This is a genomic window from Arsenophonus nasoniae, from assembly GCF_004768525.1.
GTDB lineage: Bacteria > Pseudomonadota > Gammaproteobacteria > Enterobacterales > Enterobacteriaceae > Arsenophonus > Arsenophonus nasoniae.
Genome location: NZ_CP038619.1, coordinates 94,905 through 121,472 on the forward strand (window position 1 = coordinate 94,905; position 26,568 = coordinate 121,472).

General features: G+C 43.3%; 34 protein-coding genes and 2 pseudogenes. 25 read left to right on the forward strand and 11 right to left on the reverse strand.

The window, feature by feature from the left end; genetic code table 11:
• Positions 1-18 precede the first annotated feature (18 nt).
• Positions 19-1,527 (forward strand): GspE/PulE family protein, encoded by a 1,509-nt coding sequence (locus tag ArsFIN_RS23650; protein ID WP_135678886.1) that lies wholly within the window; start codon positions 19-21, stop codon positions 1,525-1,527.
• Positions 1,528-1,628: 101 nt separating this feature from the next.
• Positions 1,629-2,783, forward strand: coding sequence for a retroviral-like aspartic protease family protein (locus ArsFIN_RS23655; protein ID WP_162143454.1), 1,155 nt, complete (start codon positions 1,629-1,631; stop codon positions 2,781-2,783).
• Positions 2,784-2,819: 36 nt separating this feature from the next.
• On the opposite strand, the gene ArsFIN_RS23660 is transcribed toward ArsFIN_RS23655, so the two are convergent.
• Positions 2,820-3,314 (reverse strand): Hsp20 family protein, encoded by a 495-nt coding sequence (locus ArsFIN_RS23660; RefSeq protein ID WP_026824273.1) that lies wholly within the window; start codon positions 3,312-3,314, stop codon positions 2,820-2,822.
• Between the two features lie 110 nt (positions 3,315-3,424).
• Here ArsFIN_RS23660 and ArsFIN_RS23665 point away from each other — a divergent pair, with 110 nt between their 5' ends.
• From ArsFIN_RS23665 to ArsFIN_RS23700, 8 genes are all read left to right on the forward strand, one after another.
• On the forward strand, positions 3,425-4,525 hold the full coding sequence (locus ArsFIN_RS23665; protein ID WP_026824274.1) for a type II secretion system F family protein: 1,101 nt from the start codon (positions 3,425-3,427) through the stop codon (positions 4,523-4,525).
• A 3-nt stretch (positions 4,526-4,528) separates the two neighbouring features.
• A complete protein-coding gene (locus tag ArsFIN_RS23670) occupies positions 4,529-5,026 on the forward strand; it encodes a type 4 pilus major pilin (protein WP_246067575.1) in 498 nt (165 codons plus the stop codon).
• 216 nt (positions 5,027-5,242) lie between these two features.
• The gene (locus tag ArsFIN_RS23675; protein ID WP_034250640.1) at positions 5,243-5,707 is read left to right on the forward strand and encodes a lytic transglycosylase domain-containing protein; all 465 of its coding nucleotides are present in this window, start codon (positions 5,243-5,245) and stop codon (positions 5,705-5,707) included.
• A complete protein-coding gene (locus tag ArsFIN_RS23680; protein ID WP_135678926.1) occupies positions 5,704-5,934 on the forward strand; it encodes a hypothetical protein in 231 nt (76 codons plus the stop codon). The genes ArsFIN_RS23675 and ArsFIN_RS23680 overlap by 4 nt, the downstream gene beginning before the upstream one ends.
• Positions 5,935-5,936: 2 nt before the next feature.
• Positions 5,937-6,368: a prepilin peptidase gene (locus ArsFIN_RS23685; RefSeq protein WP_167876772.1), complete on the forward strand. Its 432-nt coding sequence runs from the start codon at positions 5,937-5,939 to the stop codon at positions 6,366-6,368.
• 12 nt (positions 6,369-6,380) lie between these two features.
• Positions 6,381-6,641 carry a hypothetical protein gene (locus ArsFIN_RS23690; RefSeq protein ID WP_135678930.1) on the forward strand — a complete coding sequence of 87 codons (261 nt, stop codon included), beginning with the start codon at positions 6,381-6,383 and terminating at the stop codon, positions 6,639-6,641.
• A gap of 43 nt (positions 6,642-6,684) precedes the next feature.
• Positions 6,685-7,260: a shufflon system plasmid conjugative transfer pilus tip adhesin PilV gene (gene pilV, locus ArsFIN_RS23695; RefSeq protein ID WP_167876773.1), complete on the forward strand. Its 576-nt coding sequence runs from the start codon at positions 6,685-6,687 to the stop codon at positions 7,258-7,260.
• 66 nt (positions 7,261-7,326) lie between these two features.
• Positions 7,327-7,533, forward strand: a complete 207-nt coding sequence (locus tag ArsFIN_RS23700; RefSeq protein ID WP_135678935.1) for a hypothetical protein — start codon at positions 7,327-7,329, stop codon at positions 7,531-7,533.
• A 101-nt stretch (positions 7,534-7,634) separates the two neighbouring features.
• Here the strand turns inward: ArsFIN_RS23700 and ArsFIN_RS23705 are convergent.
• Positions 7,635-8,161, reverse strand: a pseudogene (locus ArsFIN_RS23705) (lipocalin family protein).
• A gap of 76 nt (positions 8,162-8,237) precedes the next feature.
• On the opposite strand from ArsFIN_RS23705, the gene ArsFIN_RS23710 reads away from it, so the two are divergent.
• The 10 genes from ArsFIN_RS23710 (at position 8,238) to ArsFIN_RS23755 (ending at position 17,820) form a co-directional block, all read left to right on the forward strand.
• Complete coding sequence (locus tag ArsFIN_RS23710) at positions 8,238-8,549, forward strand: TrbM/KikA/MpfK family conjugal transfer protein (RefSeq protein ID WP_026824278.1); 312 nt, start codon at positions 8,238-8,240, stop codon at positions 8,547-8,549.
• Positions 8,550-8,552: 3 nt separating this feature from the next.
• Positions 8,553-9,332, forward strand: coding sequence for a glycosyltransferase family 61 protein (locus tag ArsFIN_RS23715; RefSeq protein WP_246067570.1), 780 nt, complete (start codon positions 8,553-8,555; stop codon positions 9,330-9,332).
• A gap of 11 nt (positions 9,333-9,343) precedes the next feature.
• On the forward strand, positions 9,344-9,967 hold the full coding sequence (locus tag ArsFIN_RS23720; RefSeq protein WP_026824280.1) for a hypothetical protein: 624 nt from the start codon (positions 9,344-9,346) through the stop codon (positions 9,965-9,967).
• A gap of 48 nt (positions 9,968-10,015) precedes the next feature.
• Positions 10,016-12,184 carry a type IA DNA topoisomerase gene (locus tag ArsFIN_RS23725; RefSeq protein WP_135678892.1) on the forward strand — a complete coding sequence of 723 codons (2,169 nt, stop codon included), beginning with the start codon at positions 10,016-10,018 and terminating at the stop codon, positions 12,182-12,184.
• An 84-nt stretch (positions 12,185-12,268) separates the two neighbouring features.
• Positions 12,269-12,613 carry a plasmid mobilization protein gene (locus ArsFIN_RS23730; RefSeq protein WP_026824283.1) on the forward strand — a complete coding sequence of 115 codons (345 nt, stop codon included), beginning with the start codon at positions 12,269-12,271 and terminating at the stop codon, positions 12,611-12,613.
• Complete coding sequence (locus tag ArsFIN_RS29055) at positions 12,603-15,359, forward strand: LPD7 domain-containing protein (RefSeq protein ID WP_026824284.1); 2,757 nt, start codon at positions 12,603-12,605, stop codon at positions 15,357-15,359. The genes ArsFIN_RS23730 and ArsFIN_RS29055 overlap by 11 nt, the downstream gene beginning before the upstream one ends.
• Before the next feature lie 291 nt (positions 15,360-15,650).
• Entirely contained in the window at positions 15,651-15,950 is a 300-nt protein-coding gene (locus tag ArsFIN_RS23740) for a hypothetical protein (RefSeq protein ID WP_026824285.1), read from the forward strand.
• Between the two features lie 61 nt (positions 15,951-16,011).
• A complete protein-coding gene (gene stbB / locus ArsFIN_RS23745) occupies positions 16,012-16,725 on the forward strand; it encodes a StbB family protein (protein ID WP_026824286.1) in 714 nt (237 codons plus the stop codon).
• 15 nt (positions 16,726-16,740) lie between these two features.
• Entirely contained in the window at positions 16,741-17,289 is a 549-nt protein-coding gene (locus ArsFIN_RS23750; RefSeq protein WP_026824287.1) for a hypothetical protein, read from the forward strand.
• A gap of 81 nt (positions 17,290-17,370) precedes the next feature.
• Positions 17,371-17,820, forward strand: coding sequence for a regulatory protein RecX (locus tag ArsFIN_RS23755; RefSeq protein ID WP_034250633.1), 450 nt, complete (start codon positions 17,371-17,373; stop codon positions 17,818-17,820).
• 172 nt (positions 17,821-17,992) lie between these two features.
• Here the strand turns inward: ArsFIN_RS23755 and ArsFIN_RS23760 are convergent, their stop codons facing one another.
• Positions 17,993-18,637: a DNA methyltransferase gene (locus tag ArsFIN_RS23760; RefSeq protein WP_026824289.1), complete on the reverse strand. Its 645-nt coding sequence runs from the start codon at positions 18,635-18,637 to the stop codon at positions 17,993-17,995.
• 33 nt (positions 18,638-18,670) lie between these two features.
• On the opposite strand from ArsFIN_RS23760, the gene ArsFIN_RS23765 reads away from it, so the two are divergent.
• Positions 18,671-18,916 carry a hypothetical protein gene (locus ArsFIN_RS23765; protein WP_135678894.1) on the forward strand — a complete coding sequence of 82 codons (246 nt, stop codon included), beginning with the start codon at positions 18,671-18,673 and terminating at the stop codon, positions 18,914-18,916.
• A 139-nt stretch (positions 18,917-19,055) separates the two neighbouring features.
• Here ArsFIN_RS23765 and ArsFIN_RS23770 read toward each other — a convergent pair whose 3' ends face one another.
• The 5 genes from ArsFIN_RS23770 to ArsFIN_RS23790 form a co-directional block, all read right to left on the reverse strand.
• Positions 19,056-19,232 carry a Rop family plasmid primer RNA-binding protein gene (locus ArsFIN_RS23770; RefSeq protein ID WP_071846930.1) on the reverse strand — a complete coding sequence of 59 codons (177 nt, stop codon included), beginning with the start codon at positions 19,230-19,232 and terminating at the stop codon, positions 19,056-19,058.
• Between the two features lie 52 nt (positions 19,233-19,284).
• A complete protein-coding gene (locus tag ArsFIN_RS23775; protein WP_135678896.1) occupies positions 19,285-19,473 on the reverse strand; it encodes a hypothetical protein in 189 nt (62 codons plus the stop codon).
• Between the two features lie 179 nt (positions 19,474-19,652).
• Entirely contained in the window at positions 19,653-19,841 is a 189-nt protein-coding gene (locus ArsFIN_RS23780; RefSeq protein WP_026824291.1) for a hypothetical protein, read from the reverse strand.
• Positions 19,838-20,386, reverse strand: coding sequence for a ProQ/FINO family protein (locus ArsFIN_RS23785; protein WP_135678898.1), 549 nt, complete (start codon positions 20,384-20,386; stop codon positions 19,838-19,840). Before ArsFIN_RS23785 ends, ArsFIN_RS23780 begins: the two co-directional genes overlap by 4 nt.
• Before the next feature lie 3 nt (positions 20,387-20,389).
• Complete coding sequence (locus ArsFIN_RS23790) at positions 20,390-21,319, reverse strand: Rpn family recombination-promoting nuclease/putative transposase (protein ID WP_135678899.1); 930 nt, start codon at positions 21,317-21,319, stop codon at positions 20,390-20,392.
• A gap of 394 nt (positions 21,320-21,713) precedes the next feature.
• Here ArsFIN_RS23790 and ArsFIN_RS23795 point away from each other — a divergent pair, with 394 nt between their 5' ends.
• The gene (locus ArsFIN_RS23795) at positions 21,714-22,709 is read left to right on the forward strand and encodes an IS110 family RNA-guided transposase (RefSeq protein WP_135678901.1); all 996 of its coding nucleotides are present in this window, start codon (positions 21,714-21,716) and stop codon (positions 22,707-22,709) included.
• 354 nt (positions 22,710-23,063) lie between these two features.
• Here ArsFIN_RS23795 and ArsFIN_RS23800 read toward each other — a convergent pair whose 3' ends face one another.
• The 3 genes from ArsFIN_RS23800 to ArsFIN_RS23810 are packed head-to-tail and all read right to left on the reverse strand — an operon-like array spanning position 23,064 to position 25,171.
• The gene (locus ArsFIN_RS23800) at positions 23,064-23,870 is read right to left on the reverse strand and encodes a 3'-5' exonuclease (protein ID WP_135678904.1); all 807 of its coding nucleotides are present in this window, start codon (positions 23,868-23,870) and stop codon (positions 23,064-23,066) included.
• 55 nt (positions 23,871-23,925) lie between these two features.
• Positions 23,926-24,687, reverse strand: a complete 762-nt coding sequence (istB, locus tag ArsFIN_RS23805) for an IS21-like element helper ATPase IstB (RefSeq protein WP_135677409.1) — start codon at positions 24,685-24,687, stop codon at positions 23,926-23,928.
• A complete protein-coding gene (locus ArsFIN_RS23810; protein WP_246067578.1) occupies positions 24,674-25,171 on the reverse strand; it encodes a hypothetical protein in 498 nt (165 codons plus the stop codon). Before ArsFIN_RS23810 ends, istB begins: the two co-directional genes overlap by 14 nt.
• Positions 25,172-25,365: 194 nt before the next feature.
• Here ArsFIN_RS23810 and ArsFIN_RS23815 point away from each other — a divergent pair, with 194 nt between their 5' ends.
• The 3 genes and pseudogenes from ArsFIN_RS23815 to ArsFIN_RS23825 form a co-directional block, all read left to right on the forward strand.
• Entirely contained in the window at positions 25,366-25,677 is a 312-nt protein-coding gene (locus ArsFIN_RS23815) for a hypothetical protein (RefSeq protein ID WP_135678937.1), read from the forward strand.
• Positions 25,640-25,819 (forward strand): hypothetical protein, encoded by a 180-nt coding sequence (locus ArsFIN_RS23820; protein WP_135678940.1) that lies wholly within the window; start codon positions 25,640-25,642, stop codon positions 25,817-25,819. The genes ArsFIN_RS23815 and ArsFIN_RS23820 overlap by 38 nt, the downstream gene beginning before the upstream one ends.
• A gap of 9 nt (positions 25,820-25,828) precedes the next feature.
• Positions 25,829-26,568: pseudogene (locus tag ArsFIN_RS23825) on the forward strand (IS91 family transposase); the annotation flags it as partial.

Consider the following 26,568-nt stretch of genomic DNA (forward strand, 5'->3'; position numbering starts at 1 on the left):
AAACGGAGCAAAAACGTTATGCTAAATACCCTTCCGCAACCCGATGCCGATATCGCCCGCTTTGTGCGGGTGACTCAGGCCGAGGACGGCATGATTGATATTTTTATCGCGGACAATTACCGCGAAGATTTCAAGGTTCAGCACTTTGTCAGCCGGGTACAGAAAGCCTTTCCGGGGCGTACCCGCTGGGCCAGCCTGTCGCTGGATGAAATCGCCAACGTCGCCCTCCCACAATCGGGTGATGCCCCGGCACACAGCGTCAATCAGCAGCGGGTATTAAGCTACTTCCGCAAAGCCATTGCGCTATCAGCGTCGGACGTGCATTTTACCGTTGGGCGTGATGGCGGCGAGTTTTGCTATGTTGAGGCGCGGGTTCACGGTGAACTGCAATGTCTGGACTGCATCGACAAGGACGAAGGGATGGCGCTGGCATCCACCATTATCCTGTCGATGTGTGACGTTACTGAGAAGCAGTTTTACCCCAATCTTCATCAGGATGGCCGCATTGCTGAACGCTTTTTAAAGCCGCTGGGAATATTTGGTGCCCGCTATGCGCATATGCCTGCTGTCGGCGGGCTGTATGTAGTGATGCGTCTGATTAAGGATGATGGCGATGCCGTACCGGATTTTGAATCCTTGGGCTTTCTGCCCGATCAAGTCCGGGCACTGAAACGCCTGTTGCGTCGTCCCGAAGGGATGATGATTTTATCCGGGCCAACCGGATCCGGGAAATCCACCACGCTACGCACCGCCTCCGCCGCCTATCTTGCGCTATGGGGCTATATCAACAAATTACCGATACGGCGACTGTTAACCATTGAAGACCCGCCAGAAGGTCGTATTTACGGTGCAATCCAGACGCCGATCATCGCTGACAAGAAAAACACCGAAGAAATCAAACGCGCATGGCTGTTGTCGATGGCTTACGCGCTTCGATGTGATCCAGATGCGATTTTAAACGGTGAAATCCGCGATTTGGAATCTGCCATCACTGCGCTAAAAGCGGCCATGACCGGGCATCTGCTGATGACGACACTTCACGCCAATGATGGCCTGAATATCCTTGAGCGACTCGAAATAGAAGGGGTATCGGCACGGTTACTGGCCGATCCGCTGTTGTTAATCGGGCTGATAAGTCAACGGTTGGTACAGCGCTTATGTCCGCACTGCAAAGTGCCTTATCAGCGGGTTGCCGGGCAGCTTGAGGCGGATGATCGCTTCCTGATTGAACAGTATTGCCAGCCTGAAAAGGTGTTTATGCGCCATTTTGAAGGCTGCGAACACTGTTATCACGGGATTGTCGGGCGGATTGTGGTAGCCGAAGTGATTGCCCCGGATGCCCAATTTTTTGAACTGTACCGGACAAAAAGTAAAGCGGCCGCGAAAACCTACTGGCATCGAAAACTAGGTGGCATGACCCGTAATCAGCACGTTCTGCACTACATCCATGCGGGAGAAGTTGACCCACTGGCCGCGCATTTTATTTGCCCGATTGATGAAGATAGTTATACGTTATTGCCTCAATAAATTACACACACAGGTATTTATGTGTATTATGATTAATCTATCACTGTATGAGTGCGTAAGTAATGAATGTATGTGCAAAGACAACATTAGTAGTCTTCTCTATGGCTCTTCTAACTTCATCTTTATCTGGATGTACGGTTAAAAAACCAGAGAAATCAAATGAGGCTGCCAATGATATCTTAAATGAAAATTTTTATAGCAGTCTGGTTATTCCTGTTTCCATCAACAATAAGTTATATCATTTCTTAGTTGATACAGGTGCCAGTATTACCATTATCGACGAAGAAATAGCTAAAGAAATAACACAGGAAGTCTCATACTCATCCTTGCATCCATTCCATAAGGAAATTTTCTCTAACTTTAAAAGTGTTCACGATAAAATCGACGTTAAAAACCTTAAATTCCTTAAGCCAGTGAGCATGTTTATTGGTAAAGAAGAAGTCAGTGATAACGAAATATGGATTGCAAAAGATTTAAGTCTTTTTACTCAAGCAGTCGGTACAAATATAGATGGTATTATCGGCATTGATACTTTTAGAAAATTTAACTGGCAAATTGATAATAAAAAAAGACTTTTAACCATATCAAAAAAATCACCTTCAATATCAACTTATTCATACTGCATAGCATATTCAGATGCCTATGGCGAATCACCATCCTTGTATCTAGATTATGGAAACAATGATTACATAAAGATGAGAGTTGATACCGGAAACGATGGAAGTGACCTTGGGAACGATTTTCTGGAGTACTTTAAAAAACAAAATGGGAAAATAACACCTATCAAATATAATATTTCAGCAATGGAGGTAACAGGTCTTATTAAAAGACGTGATTACATACTCACTGGTTTAAAATTCAATAATCACCCACTTGGGGAAATAAGAATAGCTGGAAACAATAATAACCAATATCTTTTAGGTATGAATTTTTTATCCCGCTTTAATCGCTATGCGTTTATGCCAAGTAAAATGCTTTTCTGCTATGACACAAACTCATTGCATAAAGAAAACCAATATCCCGTTAGAAACATTGGAGTTAGATATTATAATAATCGCATAGAGATTTTCTATAATGAGAACAAGGAACTTGATAAATACCATCTTAAAAATGGTGATATTATTAAAAACATCAATGGTATAGATTATCCACCACAAGAAATTGATAAAATCCGTAAAATTTTATCATTAACACCCAAAGGAAAGCTAACCTTGATTATTGAACGTATGGGTATTGAACAAAAAACGGTTATTTAATTATTGATAAAAACGCCCCAATCAGGGGCGTCATTGTTAAGCCGCGTTGTGTTCAAGCACACGGCCTGATTCATTTTGAACGCCAATTGGAATCTTCTGCGGTTTTTCATGTTCAGGGATCTCGTAGATAAATTGCAAGGTTAATAATCCTTTATCCAGCGTCGCTTGCTGAATTGTTATTCGATGCTCAAGGCTGAAATTTACAGAAAATCCATTTTTACTAATGCCTTGATGTAACCATTTAACACCTTCTTTTTCATCTTCTGATTCATTTTTCTCATCGCTCACTTTACCACTGATGGTTATCTGATGATTATGCACAGAAATCTCCAATTCATCTTGTGAATAACCCGGCACACTAAACGTTAGCTCATAATGGTTCTTGTCTTTCTGACGTAGGTTATAAGCTGGATTATCGCCAAGGGGCTTTTCACCAGTTAGCCGACTAAACAGCCGATCCATTTGGGTAATGCGATCAGGAAGATAATTACTGAAGGTAGGAATTAGAGATAAAGAACGATAAGAAGTCATATGCCCTCCTTGAGGGTCTGTATGTCGAAGATCAAAGTTGACTTCAACAATAAAAATATGGGGGTCATATAAGACATTTTCAAGTCACCGACCATTTTTTGGAGTAAAATATGTCGTTTCGATTAAATATCGATTTTCTCGCTGTTAAACCTCACGTTGACACTACCATCCGCTGGATTTACCAAAAAACCTTTTCCGCCAAAGACCGCATTGCCTTCTACGACATGCTGGCCTTTCTGCTGGATAACAACAAATCATTGCAGCAAGCCTTTATCGATATGCGCAACGTGGTCACCGATTTTGGCCGCAAACATCATCCCTACGCGGTGCTATTGACCGATTGCCTGTCTGCGCTGGATGAGGGGCAAGGGGCGTTTGAAAAAGTGCTGCTCGAGTGGGTGCCGGTTCAGGAAGCCACCCTGATTGGCTCCGGCATCCTTTCCGGCAAGCTCTCCGATGCCTTGCGGCGCGCCAGCCAGATTGTCGAGGGCAAGAAAACCATGGTCTCCGCCCTGTTCGGCGCACTGGCCTACCCCTGTTTTCTACTAGGGATTGTAGTGCTGATGATGCATATGGTGTGTGAGAAGTTTATCCCCAAGCTGGCAAGACTGGTGCCGCGTGAGAAATGGGATGGACCTTTAAGCCTGCTCACAGGTATTTCTGAATTTATTGTTAATTTTGAGTGGTTACTGCTCTTTGGCCTGCTGGCCCTGCTCGGATTGATGGCATGGTCAATGGGCCATTGGGTCAATCGAAAAATTGCCGACAATCTGCCGCCGTGGTCAGTCTATCGCGCCGTGCAGGGCGTTTATTTTTTGCTGAATATCGCCGCCTTGCTGCGCGTCAATATTCCGGTCATGCAGGCGGTCAATATGCTTGGCGAAACCGCGAGTCCATGGCTGGAAAGGCGCATTAATGAAACGCTCCATTATATGCGACAAGGCGAACATCTGGGACTGGCTTTAAAAAGCACCGGCTACTACTTTCCCTCACGGGATTGTGTCAATCAAATGATGCTGTTAACCGAAGGTGCGGGGACAGAACACAGCCTTGAGCGTTATGCTGACCGTTGGTTGGCTATCACCATCAAACAGGTCAAGAAAAAAACGCTCTGGTTAACCGCGCTCTGCTTCTTATTGGTATTCGGTTATATGTTGCTGCTGTTATTAGCCAGCCGCGATTTAAATACGATGGTCAATCAAATGGGGTAAGCAATGAAAAATAATTCAATGGCATTTTATCAACACACCAAAGAGGAAAATATGAAAAAACAGTCAACACTTCACCGGGGATTTTTAAGTCTGGAAATGATGGGGGTACTGGCTATTATTGCCGTCGCTATCGTTCTCGCAGTCGGCGCGGTGTCCGGCATGTTTAACAAAAGCACCATTAACGACGAAATTGCTAACGTACAGGCATTAGTGACGCAATCACGCGGCATGCTAAAAACCCAGGGTGAATATCCCTTTACCAATGGCGCGAAAATGACCGGCACACTGGTACAATTTGGCGGTGTACCCGGAAATATGACCATTAACGGAGAGAAATCAAAGGGCGATGCGAAAATAGCCAATGGCTGGGGCGGTGATGTCATCATTGCCCCGGAAAAAGTGCAAGGCTCAACCAATAACAAAGGGTTTTCCGTCACGTATAAAACGTGCCACAGGAAGCCTGTAGCACAATGGCAACAAAACTCAGTGGCAGCGCCATGATACACGAGGTTTCCATATCCGGTAGTAATAACGTCGGCGCAGTGACCGCTGAAAGGCCGGCTCACAATGTAAAGCGGATAACGGCTCTGTCGGCGTCAATACCCTCATTTTCAAATCTAACAATTAATTCCCCCTTCTTTTTTAATTTTTAAAGCCTTTTGATGCAGAAAGGGCGAGTGTTGCTTTTTCTGCATTTAAGGAGCGAATATCGTGAAAATGATTACCTTGTGGCTTGCCATATGTTTAACCACGGCGGCAAAGGCGTTTTGTTTTAATGAGGCGGGCGCAATATACCAGATTGACCCCAAACTGCTTAAAGCCATCGCCCAGCAGGAAAGCAGCCTGTCTGCGAAAGCCGTAAATATCAATCGAGATAAACAGGGGCGTGTGTTAAGCGTGGATTATGGGTTGATGCAGATCAATTCCACCCATATCCCTAAACTCCAGAAAATGGGAGTGATCCGCAACCAGCAGGATTTACTCAATCAGCCGTGCCTTAACGTTAAAATCGGCGCGTGGATATTGGCGCAACATCTGCGTGAGTGCGGTGTTAACTGGGCTTGTCTGGGGTCATATAACGCGGGCTTTCATCCCCGCAATGAAAAGAAACGCTTGCGCTACGCACAACAGATTTATGCGCGCTACTGGCCGGTTATCAGCGGTGACAGGAGGAAACCATGAGCGCGGTCAGTCTCGTGTTGATGGGACTCTGCGCCGTCATCGTGCAAAGCAGCGTGGTCATTGTCGCAAGGCGATTTCTGGATTTTCATCAGGAGCGCCCGCTGTCAGCTATCGGTAGGCGGGTTACGGTAACGTCTATGATTTTTACCGGATTAACCTTTCTATTGACCATGCTAGCGCCCTCGCCGCTTCAGGGACTGTTTTCTTTGGTTTTCCTCGCGTTTTAGCCTTGTTTATCTATCTGGATGCGGCCAGTCGCTGCTTACCGCGCTGTTTTACGCTGGTGTTTGGGTTGACGGGCGCTGTCTTTCGTCTTCTGCTGTCCCCGGAGAGCGTATTGACCGCCCTACTCGCCGCGTTAATTATCTTTGGTGTGCTTTTGGGACTGCGAACCTTTGCTTATCGTCGCGATGGCTACGCGCAGTTTGGTTTGGGCGATGTGTACCTGATGGCAGGATTGGGCATGTGGTTTTCCTTCCCGGCTGTTCTCTGGGTAATCAGTGGTGCCGCCGTTTCAGGAGGGATTTTTTTGCTGGCAAGAAGATCACGCCATCCGATGCAGTGGCAAGAAAACGTCACTTATCGTTCAGCCCCGTTTGCGCCGTTTCTGTGTGGCGTAGCGGCTATTACACAGGTTGGGCAGATGGGAAGTTATTTTTAAGGAGGTCACATATTGAAAAAAACAATCAAGAAAAAAAAGCCAGAAATCCATCGCGGATTTGTCTCGCTGGAAATCATGGGGGCATTGGTGGTTGTAGCCCTTGCCGCCCTGTTGGGTGCAGAGAAATACAGTGACTATCTGGATGAACAGGAGTGGGTCGTCGCGGCCCGTCATGCCGGTCAGTTTAATGAAGCGGCAAAGCAGTATATTGCTGACCATCGTGATGAATTACTCAATAAACCCTGCCCTACCGTATTACGCCCTCGTTACTGATTAAAACGGTTATCTGCAACAGGGCTTCGCCGAGAAAAACGGCTTGGGTCAGCAGTACGTCACCGGCGTCGTGAAAACAGCGCCAAAGCCAGCCAGCATTACAGGCGCTCACCTGCAGCGTACAGGGAACGCACTTTCAGAAAAAGGAATGCGGCGGATTGCCGCTCAAATTAACGGTATGGGCGGTTATGTTGACGAAAAAAATATCGCTATCGGGGCTTACGGCGGCTGGACAAGCCAGCCAAGGGATTTTGGCCTCGATTGTCGATATGGACATATTGCCATTGCGTTGTCGTCAGAAATATTAGGCAGCGTATTGCAGGAAAGCGACCGGCTGTATCGCTTTCAGGTGAAACATAAGCCTGAGTTGAATCGGATGAACACCGCTATTGATATGGGTGGTAACAATCTCAATAACACGAATGCTGTTAATGCCAAAGAAGGGGTTTTCAGTAAAACCGTCACCGCAAACGGAGATATAAAAAGTCAGGGGGGATGGCTGGTCACGCAGGATAATAAAGGCTGGATGAATAGCAAACATAGGGGCGGATTTTATATGTCTGATGATGAGTGGATACGCGCTGTCAACAACAAAGTATTTATACTGGAGGACAGTTAAAGGCGGTACGGTACGCGCAGATGGCCGCTTATCAACCGGAGATTTTACAGCTCGAGAAAGTCGTCGTTGAAGGTTCGTCCTGCCCTCAATGGATTAGTGAGTCGGGATGTTAAAGGCGCACTCCTTTCCTGTCAAACCGGCAGGTGGACCAAAACGACTGGACTGGGTCCTGTTTCCTATCATAAAACCAATTCAGGTGCTAAAATATTGGCTCACACGATTTTTGTGCGATCGCAGGCTTTCACTTACCGGGCAGCCATTTTGATTATGTAGCCTGTCATGTGAAACCAGATGAGCATAAAAACTGGATTTTATCAGGTGGTCCGCAATTTTTGTTCGCTTCCAATGTGAAGCAATTTGCATTAATTAAAATTCTACTCATCCTGATTCACCCATATCAATTTATCAACGGGAAATTAAGTTCTCTGGCAAGATTTAGCAAAGACTCCGTTTCCGCCGTCTCGAGCCTAGGTGTGCGTGAAAGCAGCCAAAGATAGTTTCGACTTGGCCCTGCTACCAGCGCATAACGATATTCTGGATGGAGCGCTATCACATGGTAGCCACCATAGAACGGCCAGAAGAAGGAAACTTTCAGTGACCCCTTTTTCGGGGAACCTATAAATTTTGCTTTACCTATACTTTTTCGCCATTGATGCAGCTCGGGCAAAAATCCCCGATTAATGACTTTCACACTCCCGTCGGGATTAAGCATGTAATTGGCGGTAACCCGTTCTAGGCCACACTCAAAACGATTGTCTAGTCGGGCAATTTCGTACCAGAGACCGAGATATTGATTCAAATCAAAATTTTCTACAGCCTTTACACCCTTTGGCGAAGACATACTACAAGAGAGAGATAGCAAAGAAGATATTAGTAAATACAGGTTTCTCCATAATTTCATGTCACGTCAACCTTATAACCATTTTCAATAAATACTCAATCAGCGTAGTTCAAACCAACTTGATAGGAAAGTCATTATGAATAAAACCCTCTTCACTGCAACATGGCTATTACTTGCAGCCAGTATTCCTCTTTCTGCTCAAGAAAAAGTTGACTCAGGCGACCCGTGTACCGTTGTACTGTGCATGTACGGGAAGCTACAAGGCAGCAATCAAAGTGAGTGTAGTGGCGCTGTTCGTAAATTTTTCTCCCTTAGGAAATTTGGACGACACGGTTTTGACCCATGGAAAACCTTTGTTAAACGGCGTGATTTTCTGGACGGATGTCCCACGGTAGATCCGGCAATAGTCAGCGACATTATGAAACAATTTGGCAAACTGAGAGGTTGAAAAATGAACCTGTATATCGCAGAAAAAACCTCTAGAGCGAAGGATATTGCTACAGAGATGAATGGCAAATTCAATAAATCTGATAAAGAACGTTTTAATACGCGGATTGGTAGGGAAGTTATCCTATGGGACTATTTGAAAACAGATAAAGTAATAGCAGATATTGGCATAGACATTACAATAAAAGATCCTGATTTGTACGACCGCATCAGTAATTATGTGCTTTTGCATGGAGAGGATTTGCAAGGCATGTTCAAAAATGAGAAGTACCTGTATATGTCCTGCTTTATTCGTGATGTGCGCGCTTTCAGAAATGAATTTGAGTTAGAAGAACGCCTAAAGCCCCTCTTTAGTCACGGCAAAGGAGATGCTTTTGAATTTGTCATTAGCTTTCCAGAGAAAATGAATTTTGATGAAAAAGATATAATAAAAAGTTCTTTTGTGAATATCAGTCAACAACATGTTTTAACTATTAATGATGTGATCTGGGAGTGCTTTGTCCATCAAACAAAAAATGGTCAAATAGTTGATGCCCAGTTTGAGGCCTGTAGATCCAACATCGACAAGTACTCAAGGGCAGAGTTGGTAAACATCAATCTAATAGATACATTTCAGCCTAATTCTTATGTGAGGCAATTATTAAGGGGCGCCGAGAAGATTGGTAACATAGACGGTCGTTCAGTCTGGTTCAATCCACATGGATATTACTTTTGCTGGGACAAGGAAACGGAATACCTACTTGAAAGCTGGTTAACATTTCCGGCTTATCCTATTCATTGGTAAGGAACTCATTTATGAAAATGAGTTCAATTAACACCATCTATGATTTTATGCGGTACTGCCGGATGCCTCTTTATTTTCAGCGTTCAATCAGAGACATGAAGGTTGGTGATACCTTTATACTGGGTAAATACACACAACCTGCTTCAAAATATAACGTTAAATTTCATGTTCCCCATCGTGTCTCAGTAGATGGCGAAGCGCATTTTGTTGCTGAAGCCTGGATAGAAAAAGAGCGTGGTTTTTTCTCTTTTTATGCCACGTGGACATTTCCAACGAAAACTGAACGCAGCTTCATTATGGTTTCAGGTAAATTCAGAGTACGTCAATGGGGACTTATCGATTTTGATAAAAAAGATGATGGTGATGTCAAACATTTTGCTCTGGTTTGCCGATATCTAATGCATATACTTAACAAAATGACTTATGAAGCCAAAAAAGTTTATTTTGAAATGAAAAGTATTCCTTTATTCAATGGAGTCTGGCTGGACAGGGATTTTATTGAAAGAAGACCCATAGCAGTCGAAGTCGATGGCAAAATCAAGCCTGTTTGGGTTAGCTATAAGCATTACTTACCTACGCCCCAACTTTCAGCCATTGTAGAGGCTGCTTCTGCCTTAGAATTATTCGACATCTAATCTAACCATTCTACTCGTTTGAATTGATATCCCTTTTAGGAAAAAAGTATGAACCTATATATCGCAGAAAAGCCCTCTGTGGCGAAGGATATTGCTAAAGCACTGGGTGACCATTTCCAGAAAAAAGACGGCTATCTTGAATCAGCCGATAACGTCGTGACATGGTGCTACGGCCATCTCCTGAAATCGATTGAACCGGAAGCGTATAATCCAGATTACGCGCAGTGGAAAGCCAAGGATTTGCCATTGCTGCTTTACCCGTTGCGCTATGAGCCGATTGCCGGAAAGGAAGCGCATACCCAAACCGTCATTGACTTGATTAACCGGGCTGATGTGATTATCCACGCAGGCGACCCGGACGACGAGGGGCAATTACTGGTTGAGGAATTGCTGGAATATACCGGCAACAGCAAGCCAGTTAAGCGTTTGCTGATTAATGACAACACCAACGCCGCCGTTAAAAAGGCACTGTCCCAACTGAAAGATAATCACCATTTCAAAGGAATTTACCGCAAAGCACTCGCACGGGCCGCTGGCGATTTGATTTACGGTATGAGCATGACCCGTGCTTATACCATTGAAGGACGCAAAAACGGCTATCGGGGCGTCTTGTCCGTGGGAAGAGTGCAAACGCCGATCCTTGGGCTGATAGTACGCCGCTATCTCGCCAATCAGTCGCATACGTCGAGTTTTTACTACCCGCTTATCGGGGATTTTGCCGTTAACGGCCAGACATTCGCCGCCAACTGGAAGGTCAACGAAAATGCGCCGCAGGACGACAAGAAGCGCCTTACCAGCAAAAGTTATGCCGATGCACTGGCAGCACGTTTACGCGGCAAGGACGCCGATATAAAGGCCGCTGGCGTGCAGGAGAAAGAAACCGCCCCGCCGCTTCCGTTCAATCTGGTGAGATTGCAACAGACGATGAACCGCCAGCACAAAATGACGGCGGCCCGAACGCTGGAAATCACCCAGCAGCTACGCGAAAAATACAAAGCGATCACCTATAACCGCTCAGATTGCTCCTATCTATCTGACGAGCAGTTTAACGAAGCGCCACAGGTACTTGAGGCACTGCAAGGTATTAGCGATTTTAACGGACTTGCTCTTGATCGGAGCCGTAAAAGCAAGGCGTTTGACAGTGGCAAGGTAACGGCGCATACCGCGATTATCCCGACGGCCAAAGTACCGGAATTAAACGCCCTTAGTGAGCATGAAAGGTTAGTTTATCTAGCAATCGCACAACATTATCTGGTGCAGTTCATGCCCAACAAGCGTTATCTGGAAGCCTCAGTTGTCGTTGAGGTTGAAGGTGAAACCTTTAGCGCACGGGCAACAAAAACGATGGATGCCGGGTTTAGCGCCTTTCTCAAAGGTGAAGCGTCAGACGCCAGCGATGAGGATATGCCGGACAGCGCGTTTGGCGTGCTACAGGCATTACGCACCGGGGAAACCGGCCGTTGTGATGCGGTGACCGTGAATGAAAAGAAAACCACGCCACCGCTGCTATTTACCGAAGCCACGCTACTGGCAGCACTGGTGCGGGTAGCGGATTTCGTTGAAGATGCACAAATTAAACAATTGCTAAAAGAAAAGGATAAAGACAAAAAGGATGAGCACGGCGGCATCGGTACACCCGCCACACGTTCTGACATGCTGGAAAAACTAAAAAACCGCCAGTTTATCCGTGAAGAAAAAGGGAAGTTGATCCCCACTGAAACCGGCGTGGCATTTTTCCGCGCTCTGCCAGCGTCAGCGACACTTCCCGATATGACTGCGCTCTGGTCAGCACAACAAAGCGATATCGAGCAAGGCAGTAAAACGGTTGATGAATTTGTGAATACGCTTATCGATGATTTGCGCCAGCACGTCAATACAGTCAGCGTGGGTGAAATTAAAGGCGAAACAAAACCCAACAGTGGACAGGTAGAAAGATTAGCCACACCCTGCCCCAATTGTGGTAAGGATATTGTGGTGCGTCCCAAACTGTTTGCCTGTACCGGCTGTGACTTTAAAATCTGGTCTACGGTGGCAGAGAAAAAACTCACCGCTAAACAGGTTGAAATTCTCATTCAAAAGGGAAAAACAGGCATGATTAAAGGCTTTAAAAGCAAAGCAGGGAAAAATTTCAATGCCATGTTGATTTTACAAGATAAAACCACTGGAAAAGTGGGATTTGAGTTTAACCGCACTGAACCCTGTCGGAAAAGATTTTAAGTTGTTTTTTTAATTATCAAAATTTCTTCCTCATCCTTTATTTTCCCTCGCTATTTTATTGCCCCATTTTCAAAGGATGCTGTTATGTCCAAATTAAAAGATAAAGTGGTCGCTTTTCGTCTGTCTCAGGAAGATTTTTCGCATTTTGAGGAAAAACTGCTGACATCGCAGATGACGAGATCGGCTTTTTTTCGTGAAGTATTTTTACAGGCAAATGTAAATCTTACCGTGCAATCTTTACCGTCAAAGGAGTTAGGCCACCTCATGTTTCTCTACAACAAAGCCAGTAACAACCTGAATCAAATCGCCCATCAGGTCAATATTGCCCATCTCACCCAAAAAGTCTCTGAACGACTTTACCGGCAGGTGAATAACGGGCTGATTGATATCAGGGAACTGCTGTTATCAGGAGTCCACGATGTTAATTAGAGTCAAAGGCTATAACGATGGCGGTAAAGAATATCTTGAGGAAGGCAAAAAAAACGGGCGCGATTTATCACGTGAAGAATTGGATGAGCGGGTTATTCTTTATGGGGATCTGGATTTAACCCAAATGATTTATCGACAGATCCCCGATAAGGGACAAGAACGTTACGTTTCTTTTACCCTTTCTTTTCGTGAAGAGTGTGTAGCTAATGAAACCTTACTCGCCCTTACGCAAGAATTTAAAGATTTTCTCATGTACGCCTATGAAGCAGAAGAATACAATTTTTATGCGGAAGCGCATATTCCGAAAATCAAATTTTTGCCCGACAAAAAGACCGGCAAAATGATTGAGAGAAAGCCGCATATTCATATTCTGGTTCTCCGAAAAAATCTTTTATCCGGGCGAGAAATGAATCCTCGTGGCTGGTTCGATTCCCATGTTTCATATTTCGAGGCGTTTCAGGAGTACATTAACCAGAAATATCAGCTTCAATCCCCACGTGAACATATCCGCATCAATCCTACTAATGTAGCGGAGGTGTTATCGCGTTACAAGGGGGATGATTTTCTGAGTAAAAATCGCGATTTCAAACAGAAGCTCGTCACTGAGATTGTCGATAAAGCGATACATACGCGCCACGATTTTTATAACTTAGTGGCTGATTATGGCGAGACCCGCATTCGTAATAAAGGCAAAGAGAACGAATACATTGCCGTCAAGTTGCCGGGTAATGCCAAATTTACCAATTTGAAAGAAACCATTTTCCAGGAGGATTTTATTGTCCGTCGCGAACTGAAAAAACCCCCACTGGATAAACAGGTTATCCAGGAACGGTTAAAGGGCTGGCCGCAGCGCGCGAAAGAAATCAAATATGTCAGTAAAGCCTCATCCAAATTCATCAAACTTTACCAGTCTGCCGCGCCGGCAGAGAAACGATTATTACTGGCGAAACGGCAAATTGACTTTTACGAAAAATATAGGGGTCAGCATGAGTTACACCCTGCCAAACGGCAAAACTATCACCAGCGAAGTCTTGCTGAAACTCAAACAGGACGCATTACCGCATTTGCCGATGGCCTGCAAAGTATGTCCGGCGGCAATGTGGCAGCTCACCGGCACGGTCTCACAGCCGAGCATACGGTGTTTTTGCCGGGTGATGCACACCTTCACCTGGGACAGTCAACATCAGGACGAAGTGATGGATTGCGATCTGATTTATCAGGGGCAGGAAACGGAAGAAGATACACCGATGCAGACCGGTTTACCCACATTCCTGGCATCCCCAGTCTCACCGAATCCCTCGAGCGAGCCGGATATCGAATCAGGGAAGGAATGGGAGGAGCAGTCGCCGGCACGTTGACACTTCCACCTTATGCCTTAAATCCCCATGCAGTGGCCACCCTCGAACAAATACAACAGCGTAGCGACAGCTTCTTTCAGCAAAAAAATCATCAGAAAAAATCGACCGTCGTGTCCCTGGTTCGTAGGGTGATGCCAAAAACAAATAAAAATGCCTCCCATGTCGCCGCCTATTTTTTACGTCGCGCAACAGAAAACCGTATTGAACCCGCTCATCGTCAAGCAATCCATACCATTGATAATCAATTTTTCACTGTTCGTCGGACCATCATGCGGGATGCGCGTTTAACTCGCAAAGAAAAAAGTCAATTCCTGTCAGTGTTAACGTTCGAACGCCTGAAAGCGCATCAGGGTATCAGGCATCCTAATCTACCTTTTGAAATGGAGAAACCCGATATGGGGAGTAAAACTATTCGTCAATTAATTCCATCATCCCGTACGCCGGATAATTCAATTAGCGGCGCTATACCTGATGACAAAGCCATGCCGGCTAAATCGCGCTTTGAATTATTCATTCGGCATTTACAGGCGCAATTAGAGCGAAAAAGCGCGGATAATGAGAAACGCGCAATCTCAGCGTTCGATCTTTACACCAAACGCGCGAAGTTAAGTAAGAACGTACATTATTTGGATAAAAAAACCGATCGCACCTTGTTTGTCGATACCGGTAATGCCATTACGGTCAGAAAAGCGGCGATGACAGATTCAGCCATCATGGTCGCCCTGACACTTGCCAAAGAAAAGTTTGGCAGCACCTTAACGATTAAGGGCAGTCAGGCGTTTAAAGACCAAATAATTGAGGTGGTGGCTAAAAACAATCTGGATATTCATTTCACGGACAAGGGAATGAATCAGCAACTGGAAGCCAGAAAAGCAGAACTGGCGATTGAAAAAACGGGTTCACGTATTGAAAAACCTTACAATCCTGTTGATACAGAAAAAACAACGCTCGATAATCAAAAAGCAGCGTCAGGTGAGCCAGAAAAGGAAACGCAAGCACCCTCAACAGACAAGCTGGGTGTTTTTGAAGGCTATCTGGTTGAACACGGTGCTGCGCCCTTTAAATTTAAACCCGACATGAGCAAACCGGAAGAAAAACGCAATGACAGTTATTTTGTTAAATTGCAACTTGATGATGGCAACGTCAAGACCTTGTGGGGTGTTGGGCTGGAAGATGCCGTCGTGGGCCTTGAAACGAATGAGCCAATTAGACTTGAAGATAAAGGCGTTGTCCCGGTTAAGTGGACAGAAACACAAGCGGATGGCAAATCGGTGAACAAATCCGGTCAACGCCGCATTTGGCAAGCCACTCCTATCGATAGACACCATGAAAATGAAACCGAAACACCGCAATCGGACGCCGATTATGACGGGCCAGAGGTGGCCTGACCGTCGCCATTTTTCTGACAGAAAAATTAACTTGTTTTTGTCTGGGGTTTCAAAGGGGGTCCCCCTTTGGCACGGTCGATTTTACAGTGGGCTTTCGCCCATTGTAAACATCGGTCACGTGCCTCTGGTATTTCAATGACTGATCCAGGCATTCATTAATCTTCACTATTACGCAATAAAAAGCTTTAATACGCAATAGATGGAGGTATAATGCCACTAATAATCATTAGTACGCATTAATATGCTTTAATGAGCATTCTGACAAAAATCGATTAGTCTAAAGGCAAAACAATGAAGGACTGGAGATCAAAATCAAGAATTGGGCGCGCTGTCTTCATAAAACACCTTAATGAGATCAGAGAAAAACTTAACGAAGGAGAGACCAACCGACAAATCTATCTGCACTTAGTTAAAACCTATCAATTTTCTCTCAGTGAATCCCAATTTAACCGCTACATCCAAAAATATTGCGCTGATTTGCTCGCAAAAATACGGTTTGTACCTACAACCAAGAACATGAGTCAACCACAAAAGTTGGATAAAACAACTCAACCCGACACCGTAAAAAAATCCGCAACCCGTCAGATTTAAAAAAATTGAGAGAACAATCTATTAATCTGGAAGACTTAGAAAATTATCAGGAGCCTGAATAATGAAAATTGCCATACTTAATTATACCGGCACCGTTGGAAAAACCACGGTGGCCGCTCACTTATTATCGCCTCGGATGCAAGCACCAATTTTTGCCATCGAATCAATCAATGAAACGGCTCAGGGATTAGGGATTGACGTGGAAAAAATGGATGGCAATAAATTCAGAGCATTATTTAAGAAAATGATGCTTGAAGAAACGGCAATCATCGATATTGGCGCATCTAATATCGAAGAATTCATGAACAACATGATCAAGTTTGATGATTCACATGAAGAATTTGATTTATTTTTAATTCCCGTTACATCGGGCACAAAAGAACAAAAAGAAACGGTGTTGATGATTAATACACTTTCAAGTATTGGCATTGCCAAAGAAAAAATAAAAGTGATTTTCAACAGAGTGGATAATGACGTTGATGAAGAATTTTGTTTTGTGATTAATCATCATAAAAAAGCAAAAAATTTCACTCTGAATAAAGAGTGCGCCATTTTTGAAAATGAGCTGTTTGACGCCTTGTCTATCAAAGGATTAACGGTGGATGCGCTCCTTTCTGACGAAACGGATTACAAATCCTTATTAAAAAATAACAAAGAGGCCAGCGAAAAAGACAGAAATCATTGGGCGGATATGTTTGGCCTTAAAGCCCTGGCTAAAAGCGTTAAACGAAATCTGGATTCCGTTTATGAAAATTTGTTCAACCAAACCAACTAATCGAGATTGAATAGAATGGATGAAAAAGAACCTAATCCAAGAAGTGCCAGAGATGCGCTGATGATCGAGCTAATCGGCGATTTAGGTCGTGTGAACGACCAAATCACCGCATTACCTGCTGATATTAAGTATGCTATAGAAGGGTCATTAAGATTAATTGCCGATGCCGTTGAACAGACCGAAAAAAGTGTTGAGGAGGTACTTGAAAAATATCGGGCAGAAATAAATGCATCGGCTAAAACGGAAGCCCAAAATTTCAAAAAATTAATTGCACAGACGAAAAATGAAATGACCATCACGTTGGCAGAAAATGAGCGCGACAAGAATCACACCCTGTCTGTCATTATGGCGGTTTTGGTGATTTTTAGTACCCTATTTTGCGGTTGTATGTTAGGTTTTTTGTTTTACACGCAACAAAAACATGATGAAAGAATTGAAGGTTATATCGATGCTTATCAGATGCAACAAACCGTATTAAAACGGCTGCCTGAAAAAATCCAGAAGCAATTTGAAGAAGAAAAAAGAAAATTACTAACGCAGGGCAAGCCCTTTGTTCAATCCTGAAATGAATCCAAAAAAATTTGGATCCATTTCAGGATTCTATTTTTTAGATAAATAGCATTTTTCATATAAAAGGTTATAGATATGAAAAGGTTAGACAAACTATATCATCATGCAGTGTCATTACTATCTCGTAAGGATTATACCAACGGTGAAATGCGGAGAATTTTGAGTCAATTAACAGAGGACTCTATCGATGTTGAAGTGACGCTCAATAATCTAAGAGATGAGGGGTATATTAATGACCAGCGTATAGCTGAAAATATGCTCACTCGTTTTTTACGAAAACAGTATGGAGTGACAAGAATTCGACTCGAACTACGTCAAAAAGGGATTGCGAGAGAAATTACTGAAAATTTAATTAATTCTCTGGATATTGATTGGTTTGAGATGGCATCAGAGAGTCGAGTTAAAAAGTTTGGTGAAGATTTACCTATTGAGCCTAAGGAAAAAGCGAAGCAGATTAGGTATCTCCAAAGTCGTGGTTTTTCGATGGATATGATTATGGAATCACTCTCACCACGGACTGATTAATATCTTGTTTAACTCTAGTTTGATGATTAACGTTTGTTTGAAAAATAGTTTTTTGAATTCTATTGAGTTATTGATTGTTAGATATCAAGTTCAGTACCTAATCCAACAATCGCGATTAACAACGAAAAATAAATAATAAAACTGGGCGGATAGACCGCCCTTTATTTTCTCTTTAAGCAACACGCCGAGCACGCAAAGCGGCAATACGTTGTTGACCAATGGCATGATATTCAGCAAGAAGCTCAATACCAATATAACGCCGTCCTGAAAGCGCAGCAGCAATACAGGTAGAGCCAGAACCCGCAAACGGATCGAGTACAATTGCGTTAGGCTGCGTAAAAGACTCTATGAGCGGTTGTAAGCTACTAACGGGCTTTTGAGTTGGATGATAAAGATTACCTGTATATTGCCATGACTGTACGTCTTTCATTGGCTTGACGGGCATTACCGGACGGCCTTTCGCCAGCAGATAAGCATTTTCGTGGCTGTGCCCTAAAAACCCAGTTTTCGACGTATAGCGTTTCTTGAAAACGAGATGACCAACAATACGGAAGCCGGATTTTTTCCACGCATCAACAAATTTTTCAACCCGATTCCAGCCGTAAAAACTGACCATCAGACTATTGGGCTTCAATACGCGAAACATTTGTTGACAGGCGGGTAATAGCCATTCGTCAGTTTTGTCATTAGCAATTGAGCGCCCTGAGCGATCCGTGTAATCAACCAGATAGGGCGGATCGGTGAGGATAAAATCGATTGCATTATCAGGAAAAGTTGCCATAATTTTCAGGCTGTCGCCTTGTATAAATCGGGACATGGGAGTGTCTCCTATTTAGTGGGACAGCAGGAGGTGACCCCATGTCACCGTTCCCTTACTGCCGGATGTCACGCAGCCATTGACCATTTGGGGTCAAGTGGAACGTGGAATACCGGAGCCATGTATGGCGAGGATATGCCGCGAAAGCCACTTGAAGGCTTGCCGTCCCCTAAAAATGGGCGTATGGCAAGCTGGCATCGGGCAGTAAGGGAGTCCTTCAAAGTTGAAATTAATTCGATTGATAAATTTGATTTCTGTGCGGGAATTCAATCTATTTAAGCAATAGGCTTTTTTTCACTGTGTTTTTAACACCCTGTAAGGAAACATAAGCGGAGCCGCCATTAGCGGCGACATCCTTATTTTTATGAGTAACTACAATCTTTTGCTTGTTTTTCTGTGCAAAGAATAGGGTGAGTAATCATCTTTCCAGTGTTTTTTTCAAATTAAGATAAAGCTCTTCTGCCATGTCGTACAAATCTTCGCACTCATCTGCACAATCATCCAGATTAAGCTGATTGAGCTTATCTAAGAGTATTAATGTTTGGCTTTTTATAAAACCCGCAATATTCAGGGCTGTTAACTCTTGTTTGGTCATCGATTATAAAAACATTAAGTAAAATTAAAAAGGAAATAGATATTAGGTTATTCTACCCGATGATAAGGATTTTTTCTTTTCCGGCACTGCCTATCAATCGCATGGAGCCGTGCCACTCCGGTAAGTAAATCAGAAACAATTTTAGTTGCCCATTAAGTCGATTACCCAATCCGCCCCAACGCTGAATAAGCAACAAATCACCAAATAAATCATAACAGAGTTCCGCTTTGTCAACGATCATCGAAAACTGATCCACTTTTTATCTAAATCCGATCAATCAAAATTGATCCACCCAATTCTCTTTATGGTTTTTATACCGTAGGCATGGAAGTTACCGTCATAAGGAGTAAAAGCAATTGTACGACTAATCGGCTGATTTTTGAAAATCGCCTGTTGCAGTTTTGATATGGCGTAAAACCCCTATTTGATTTCGCACACTCTTTGGAGGATTTTAAATGTGGCGGCTTTTTGTTTCGGTGAAATGTTATTCCATTGCCGATACGAAGTGATGATATTATTTAAAAAACGGACTTCCCAATTTGTTAGTGTCGGATATTTTTTCCACAAAGTGGCATTTTCAGCATGAGCAATTAATTCAGATTCTTTCATTTGTTTTTATTTCGCCGTGCTAAACGTTGCAGATTATCCTCAACATCGGCTTGGGTGACAATTCCTGATATCTGTCCGGATTTGTCATAACGATTAGCACCTAACTGGATAAGTGCACGATAATCAGCGTGATGACCAATACTCCCTAAACACGCTCTTAAACGCCTTCTGGCTATTGGGAAATCGTTTTCCTTCACTTCTTGCCACATATCCTGCTGGATACCAATTTTCATTGGGCATAACTTGCCTTCAGGGAAAAGATAAGGCCAAAACGTGCTGATTTGTGAAATAGCTTCATCTAACGGCAATCGCTTTTTGGGCGGTGTTGGTGGTTTTGGTGTTTTAACCTTCACTTCCTGTTTAGGTTTTTCAACCAGCTTCTTGGGCTGTTGTTTTACTACCTTTTGGGGTTTCGGTTTTTTTGCCTGTTTTTTGGGCGCAGCATTGACCCAGACCTTTTTACCGTAAACAGAGGTATTTGAGGTCTGCCCTTCCTGTGAAGCCTTTCTAGGACGATTGAGGGTTAATTTCTGACGTTCGGTCATAATTTAATCTTTAAACAGGTTGCTCATTTCAGTATCAGTGAGACCTGTTGATAGTTTCACGATATCTCTTTCTACGCCTTTCTCAAGAAGTTGGCGCGCTATCTTCATCGAAGCCTGTTTTTCGCCTTCAAGTTTGCCTTTTTGTTCACCAATTTGAATACCTTTTTGAATACCTATTTCTTCAATTTGTTGAGCAATAGTCATAAGTGCTCCTTCATGTTTCTCTGATTGTTTGGCTATCTCAGTGATAAATTCCATTGGCTTTTTGGCGTTACCTTCCTGGATGAGATAATTAAACAGTGTAATGACCTGATTATCGGTATAATAATTATACGACAACAGCGTGACAATTTCATTCATAAGCTCTGTCATATCCCGTCGGCGAATGTGCTTCTGGATGAGTTCTAGTAGCGCTATTCGCTTGTGTTGCATAATTTCACCGTCATCAAGCGTGGTCACGTCGACGAGCCTAAACGGTTTGGTATAAATCTTTTCGGCAATATCCCGCCCACTAAAGCAATCGAGCCAATCTGTACTATAGGGGTAAGGACTCTTTTCACCTGTGTAAAACAGTATAGGAAACACTAAAGGTAACTTTTTGTGGCCAGCGTCTAAATGTTTTTGCATCGCGCCCATGCTATAGCGCATCAGTCGCCATGCAATGAGCTTATCAGGCGAAGATTGTGCTTCAATCAAAACATAAATATATCCACTTCCCTTTGAGGTGCTGACTGAATACAGGATATCACTCTGGTAATTTTTCATCTCACTATCGATAAAAGAGCCAGATTCCACTTTGAGGCTATCTAAGTCACACAGCGACTTAATCTCATCCGGTAGCCAGACAGTAAAGAAATCTTTTGCCGTCTCTTTCTCACTTAAAAACTGCTTGAATATCGCGTCATGTGGCGTTGGGGTGAATTTTTTACTCATCCGATATCTTCAATAATTGCTCGCGTCAGATTGAATTATGGCAAACAAACCCGCTATATTAAATACGCTATTTAATCATTACATTTCAGACATCATAATCCAGCCATACAAAAACGCACCCTATCTTCTCAGGGGCGTTTATTTTTTGTTACTAGCAATCCTTTGGCTAATCACAGGAAAATGGCTTGTATCTTGTTTTTTGTGATAGTTAGCTACTATCGCATGAAACAGAGTGAGCTTGTAAAATCGCTAATGGGACAACCTTGTTTCTGAGTTAAAGCCCTCTGTTTCCCCTTTCATGCCAGCATTTAAATTGAACGGTTACCAAGAGCATTGACTCTGTATGTACAAGCAGAATAGGCATGATGGTTTATTATGTGAAAGGAGTATTCTCATGTATCAAGTCGGAATAGATGTCAGTAAAAAAAAGTTAGATATCTGCCTGTTAGCTAAAGTTATTGAGGGAAAACAAAAAACTAAAGTCATAAAAAATGATCAGCATTCAGCTAGGACATTGATTGAGTGGCTGAAAAAACAAAAATGTTTACTCGAAGATGTAAGGATTACTCTTGAGTCCACAGGGACTTATCACGAACAACTCTGCATTGAACTTTATGATATGGGTATTCATATTTCCATCGTAAACCCTTATCGTATAAGAGAATTTGCAAAAGGCATGGGTATTTTAACTAAAACAGATAGAGTCGATGCCTTCGTTTTAGCGTGTTATGGGGAGTTAAAAAAGCCTTCAGCATGGATAGCTCCATTGCCAGAAATTCGAGCATTGAAATCATTGATCAACCGTCGAGAGGCACTTTTAGCTGATTTATTGCGTGAACAAAACCGTCAGGAAAAGACGTTAACAACGTCTACACCAAAGATTGTTAGACAGTCACTTGTTAAGTGCATAAAAATATTAGAAAAAGAGTTGCTGGCTATTGAATCTGAAATTTCTAATCATATTGATAATCATCCAAAATTAAAGCAAGACATGGAATTGCTGACATCAATCAAGTCAATTGGTAATCAGGTAGGTGCCAACATGCTTATGGTGTTAAGGAGCCATGACTTTACTAGTGCAGAACAGGTTGCCTCCTATCTGGGATTAGTCCCTGTAGAACGGCGTTCTGGCACATCTGTTAACGGTCGGGCTCACTTATCCAAAACAGGATCGTCCCAAATTCGCGCAAAATTATACTTCTCAGCCATAACAGCAATACGCCATAACCCACATATCAAGTCATTGTATGATCGTCTATTAGCAAGAGGTAAGTCAAAAATGTCCGCTCTAGGTGCGGCAATGAGGAAATTAGTTCACTTGTGCTATGGAGTATTAAAGACGGGTCTAGCTTATGACCAAAACTACGCCCGCCAAATTTTCGCTTCATAAAATCGATTTTAAGGCATTTTAAATTTTAGTTGGTACGTTTTCATGTCTTACATAGAGAAAATAGCGCTACGGGCTTCCTAGGTGTCTTAAAATCGATTTACAGATGATAACGCAAACTCAGTTTTGGCTTTAATCGACAAACCATCCTCTAAGCTAACTCTATCCGCTCACCGGAGTCTGAGAGCAAGCGAACGGACGAGGAAGCGGAGTTAACCTAAAATTACAGAATAAATAGGTTAATTTTTTGTTAAAAAATTTTTGAAATTCTTAGACGTTAAATTCATGGATTTTAAGGTTGACTTTAAAGACGGTAACTCACAATCGATTACAGGCTGTTTTACAGGCATTCCTGAGTTAAGCTTCTGCCATTTTTTTATTCTCAGCAACGTTAGCCAGAATATTTACCAACAATTTGTTGATGATAAGTGTCTTTTTTGCTCGGGTTACCGAGACATACAGCAAATTCACTTCATCTCTAAAAGCTGCTTTGTCCATTTTAGGGTCAAAAAGATTATTCGGAAAGTCATTATTGATTTCGACAATATCCCACTCTAATCCCTTTGCGCGGTGGGCAGTGGTAACGGTAATACTGGCTTCCTCTTCAGTATCTACGGTTCGTTTACGTAACACATCGACTTTTTTTGGTAATGGCGTGAATTTTTCGATGATTTTGATAGATTGCAACATCTCCTGGTCACCACTGGCATTCGCCATACGCTTATAATTCGAATAATCATGATATTCTGTGTAAAGTCGTTGGTGACTCATCTTTTTTCGCTTGCCGAGTGAAAACCAGTGAAGGTTAATTAATTCATCGATACGATAAGCCTCTATCCCGTTGACCCAGTAGATAGTTGCTTTTTTGCTACTGGCTTCCAGCGCTGAACCAATTACGCCGGCTATCGTTCGACTGAGGATGGCGCGGTGACGAAAACCTTGCTTAGGAACATCAATAAGAATGTCATCTTTTTCACCTCTGCCAACCACCTGATGCGTTTCACCGTTCATGGCTAGTAATGCATTCGCCATATCCGCGATACAGGCACCAAAGCGAAAGCTATGCGTTAACCAGAGTCGGTCAGCATCACTAAGCAAAGGGGCTTTTAACGCATCGACCGCCCCTCGAAAACGATAAATCTGTTGATGGGTGTCAACGATCACCGAAAACTGATCCACTTTTTATCTAAATCCGATCAATCAAAATTGATCCACTGTTTTACTCAGTTATTGCTCCTGAGCGCCGCTTATCTTTCAATCGGTAGCTTTCACCGCTTAATTGCAGTACATGCGAATGATGAAGTAAACGATCAAGCATAGCGGCAGTTAATGTTGCGTCATCAGCAAAAGCACTTGGCCATTGCCCAAATGATAGGTTACTCGTCAATATGACACTGCCATGCTCATAACGCTTGGCAATCACATTGAAAAACAGGTTTGCTTCTTCTCGCCCAAACGGCAGGTATCCAATCTCATCGATAATCAACAACTTCGGGGCCATCACCGAACGTGATAGATATTGTTTGAGCTTATTTTGTCGTTTGGCAGTTGAGAGTTGCAACATCAGTTCAGCTGCCGTGGTAAAGCGGGTTTTCTTCTTGGCCTGTACTGCTTTTAATCCTAACCCAATAGCTAAATGCGTTTTGCCTACACCGCTTGGGCCAAGCAACACGACATTTTCATTACGTTCAATAAACGTTAATGCGCTTAATTCCTGTATGTGTTGTTTGGGGATCCCCGTTGCAAACTTAAAATCGAACGTATTAAGTTCTTTATGTGCTGGGAATCCTGCCATCCGACTCAAAAGATTACGAGTTCGTTCATCTCGTTGTTGTTGCTCACATTTTAACAGGGACAGTAAAAACTCTCCGTAGCTTTTGTCTTGGGCAATGCATTTTTCGGCAAGTGATGACCAATGAGTCGGAATAGAATTTAATTTCAATGACTCACACAGGTGTTCAATTTGTTCATGCAATAACATGTTCACCTCCCAGTAATGCTTTGTATACGCTGATTGAGTGTTGCAAACTGACAGATTCAAGGGGCGGTACGATAGGGATATTAAGCGTATTAGTCTGTGGGATAGATTGGCAAACCCTTGCTGGTAAGGGTAGAAGATACTTAACTTCCTTAGCTAATCTATCTGCTGGCTTCTCTAACGTTGTTCCATGAATTCGCTGATGGGCAACGCGTTGTAACCATGGACCCACTTTTGCATTAGCTATTTCAATATCCAGTTCAAGATTATGAGCACGAAGGTCGGTGTTTAATGGCACGATAAAGCTGTTTTTTAAATAGTGGTTAAAGCGCTCTACTTTCCCTTTCGTTTTTGCCCTGTAGGGCTTGCAAGCCTTCAATTTAAACCCGTAATCTTTCGACATTTGAAGCATTTCGACATGTAATTTATGATCACCTTCTGCATAAGCATCCCGTTCGATGATGAGGGATTTTGCGTTATCACACAATACTTCCTGTGGTACACCACCAAAGTAGTCGAAAGCTTCTCTTAAACCTTGCTGCCACGATTCTGCTCGTTCATTATCAAAGAACGTAGCACGCTACGCGTGAGCGGCGCAGCGGTGCTGCTTCGGGGATGTTAATGAGTTAAGTACTGTTTTATACTCTGCAGTAGGTTAATTTTTTTCAGGGATTCATCTCGATGGCTCGCAATAAATCTCCCAGAAAGCGTAAACCGGTTAAATCAGGCAGGCTGCCCGTCACTTCACGTGCCACAGCGCCTGTTTATCCGAAACGTTTTATGCTCTCTCTCCCACCCGAAAATGATGATGACAGACCGCCTGAATTTTTTTATGACACCCTAAAAGAAGCCATACGCCACTGCCTCCGACTCGGCCCCAATTTTTTCTCGACGCGAGTATTACCGCCGCTAGTCACGATTATCAGGGGTTTTAAACAACGCCAAGACCAAGCCGATGACGCTGGATACGACTACACTGAGGGGAATAACTGAAAGTCTGCCTGCCGATGAATTCATCACCTATGCGGAGCTAGGAATAATCCCTGTTTCCTTTGAACCCTGGGATAAACACACCGATAACTGGGCTGACGAATCTGGCAATTTCTGTTTCTTTGGCAAGATGCCCATAAGGTAATTGAGTCAGATGTATATCCCTCGTCCTGCTAAACTACTTTTCACCATTGATGACGGTTGGAATAAATTCCTCGAAAAATACGGCGATAGCGTTAGTTCGTGGACGAGTTTATCTGTGGAGCGCATGCTTGCCTGCGGCACTTGTGCCATGGGTGTCCGGCGCTATTGTTGCGCTTCGTCTGATTGTTCTCACAGCCGTTTTTTTCTGCCAAAGCTGTAAGTCAAAAGCCTGCAGTTCATGTGGCTTTTAAAGCCACCGAGCAGTGGTTAGCACAGCAGGTTCATATTTTACCCGACTGCGACTGGCAACACATTACTTTCACCATGCCACATCTCCTTTGGCCTTTTTTAACAATAACTGGCCGCTACTTAATGCTCTGTTTCGGGCAGCCACTCGAGCTATGCTGCAGTTGGCTCGCAAACAGGGTATCGAAATTGGTATTTTCTGTGCCTTGCATACTTATGGCCGGCAACTCAATCAACATCCGCATGTTCATGTTTCCGTCACTCGAGGGGTTTGGATAGTAAACATAGTGTATGGCGTGTTTTTCAAAAAAAAGGATGTCGAAGAAATCTGGCGAGGGGCTGTTATCCGACTACTGCGTCACAGTTATGATTTAATTAACCCTGGCCTTCTTCCCGGTCTTGGCCATATCCGTGACAAAAAACATTGGCGGCGTTACTTGAGGGCGCAGTACGGACGTTATTGGAAAGTGCACTTTGCTAAAAAAACGAAAGGGCATGGCATAG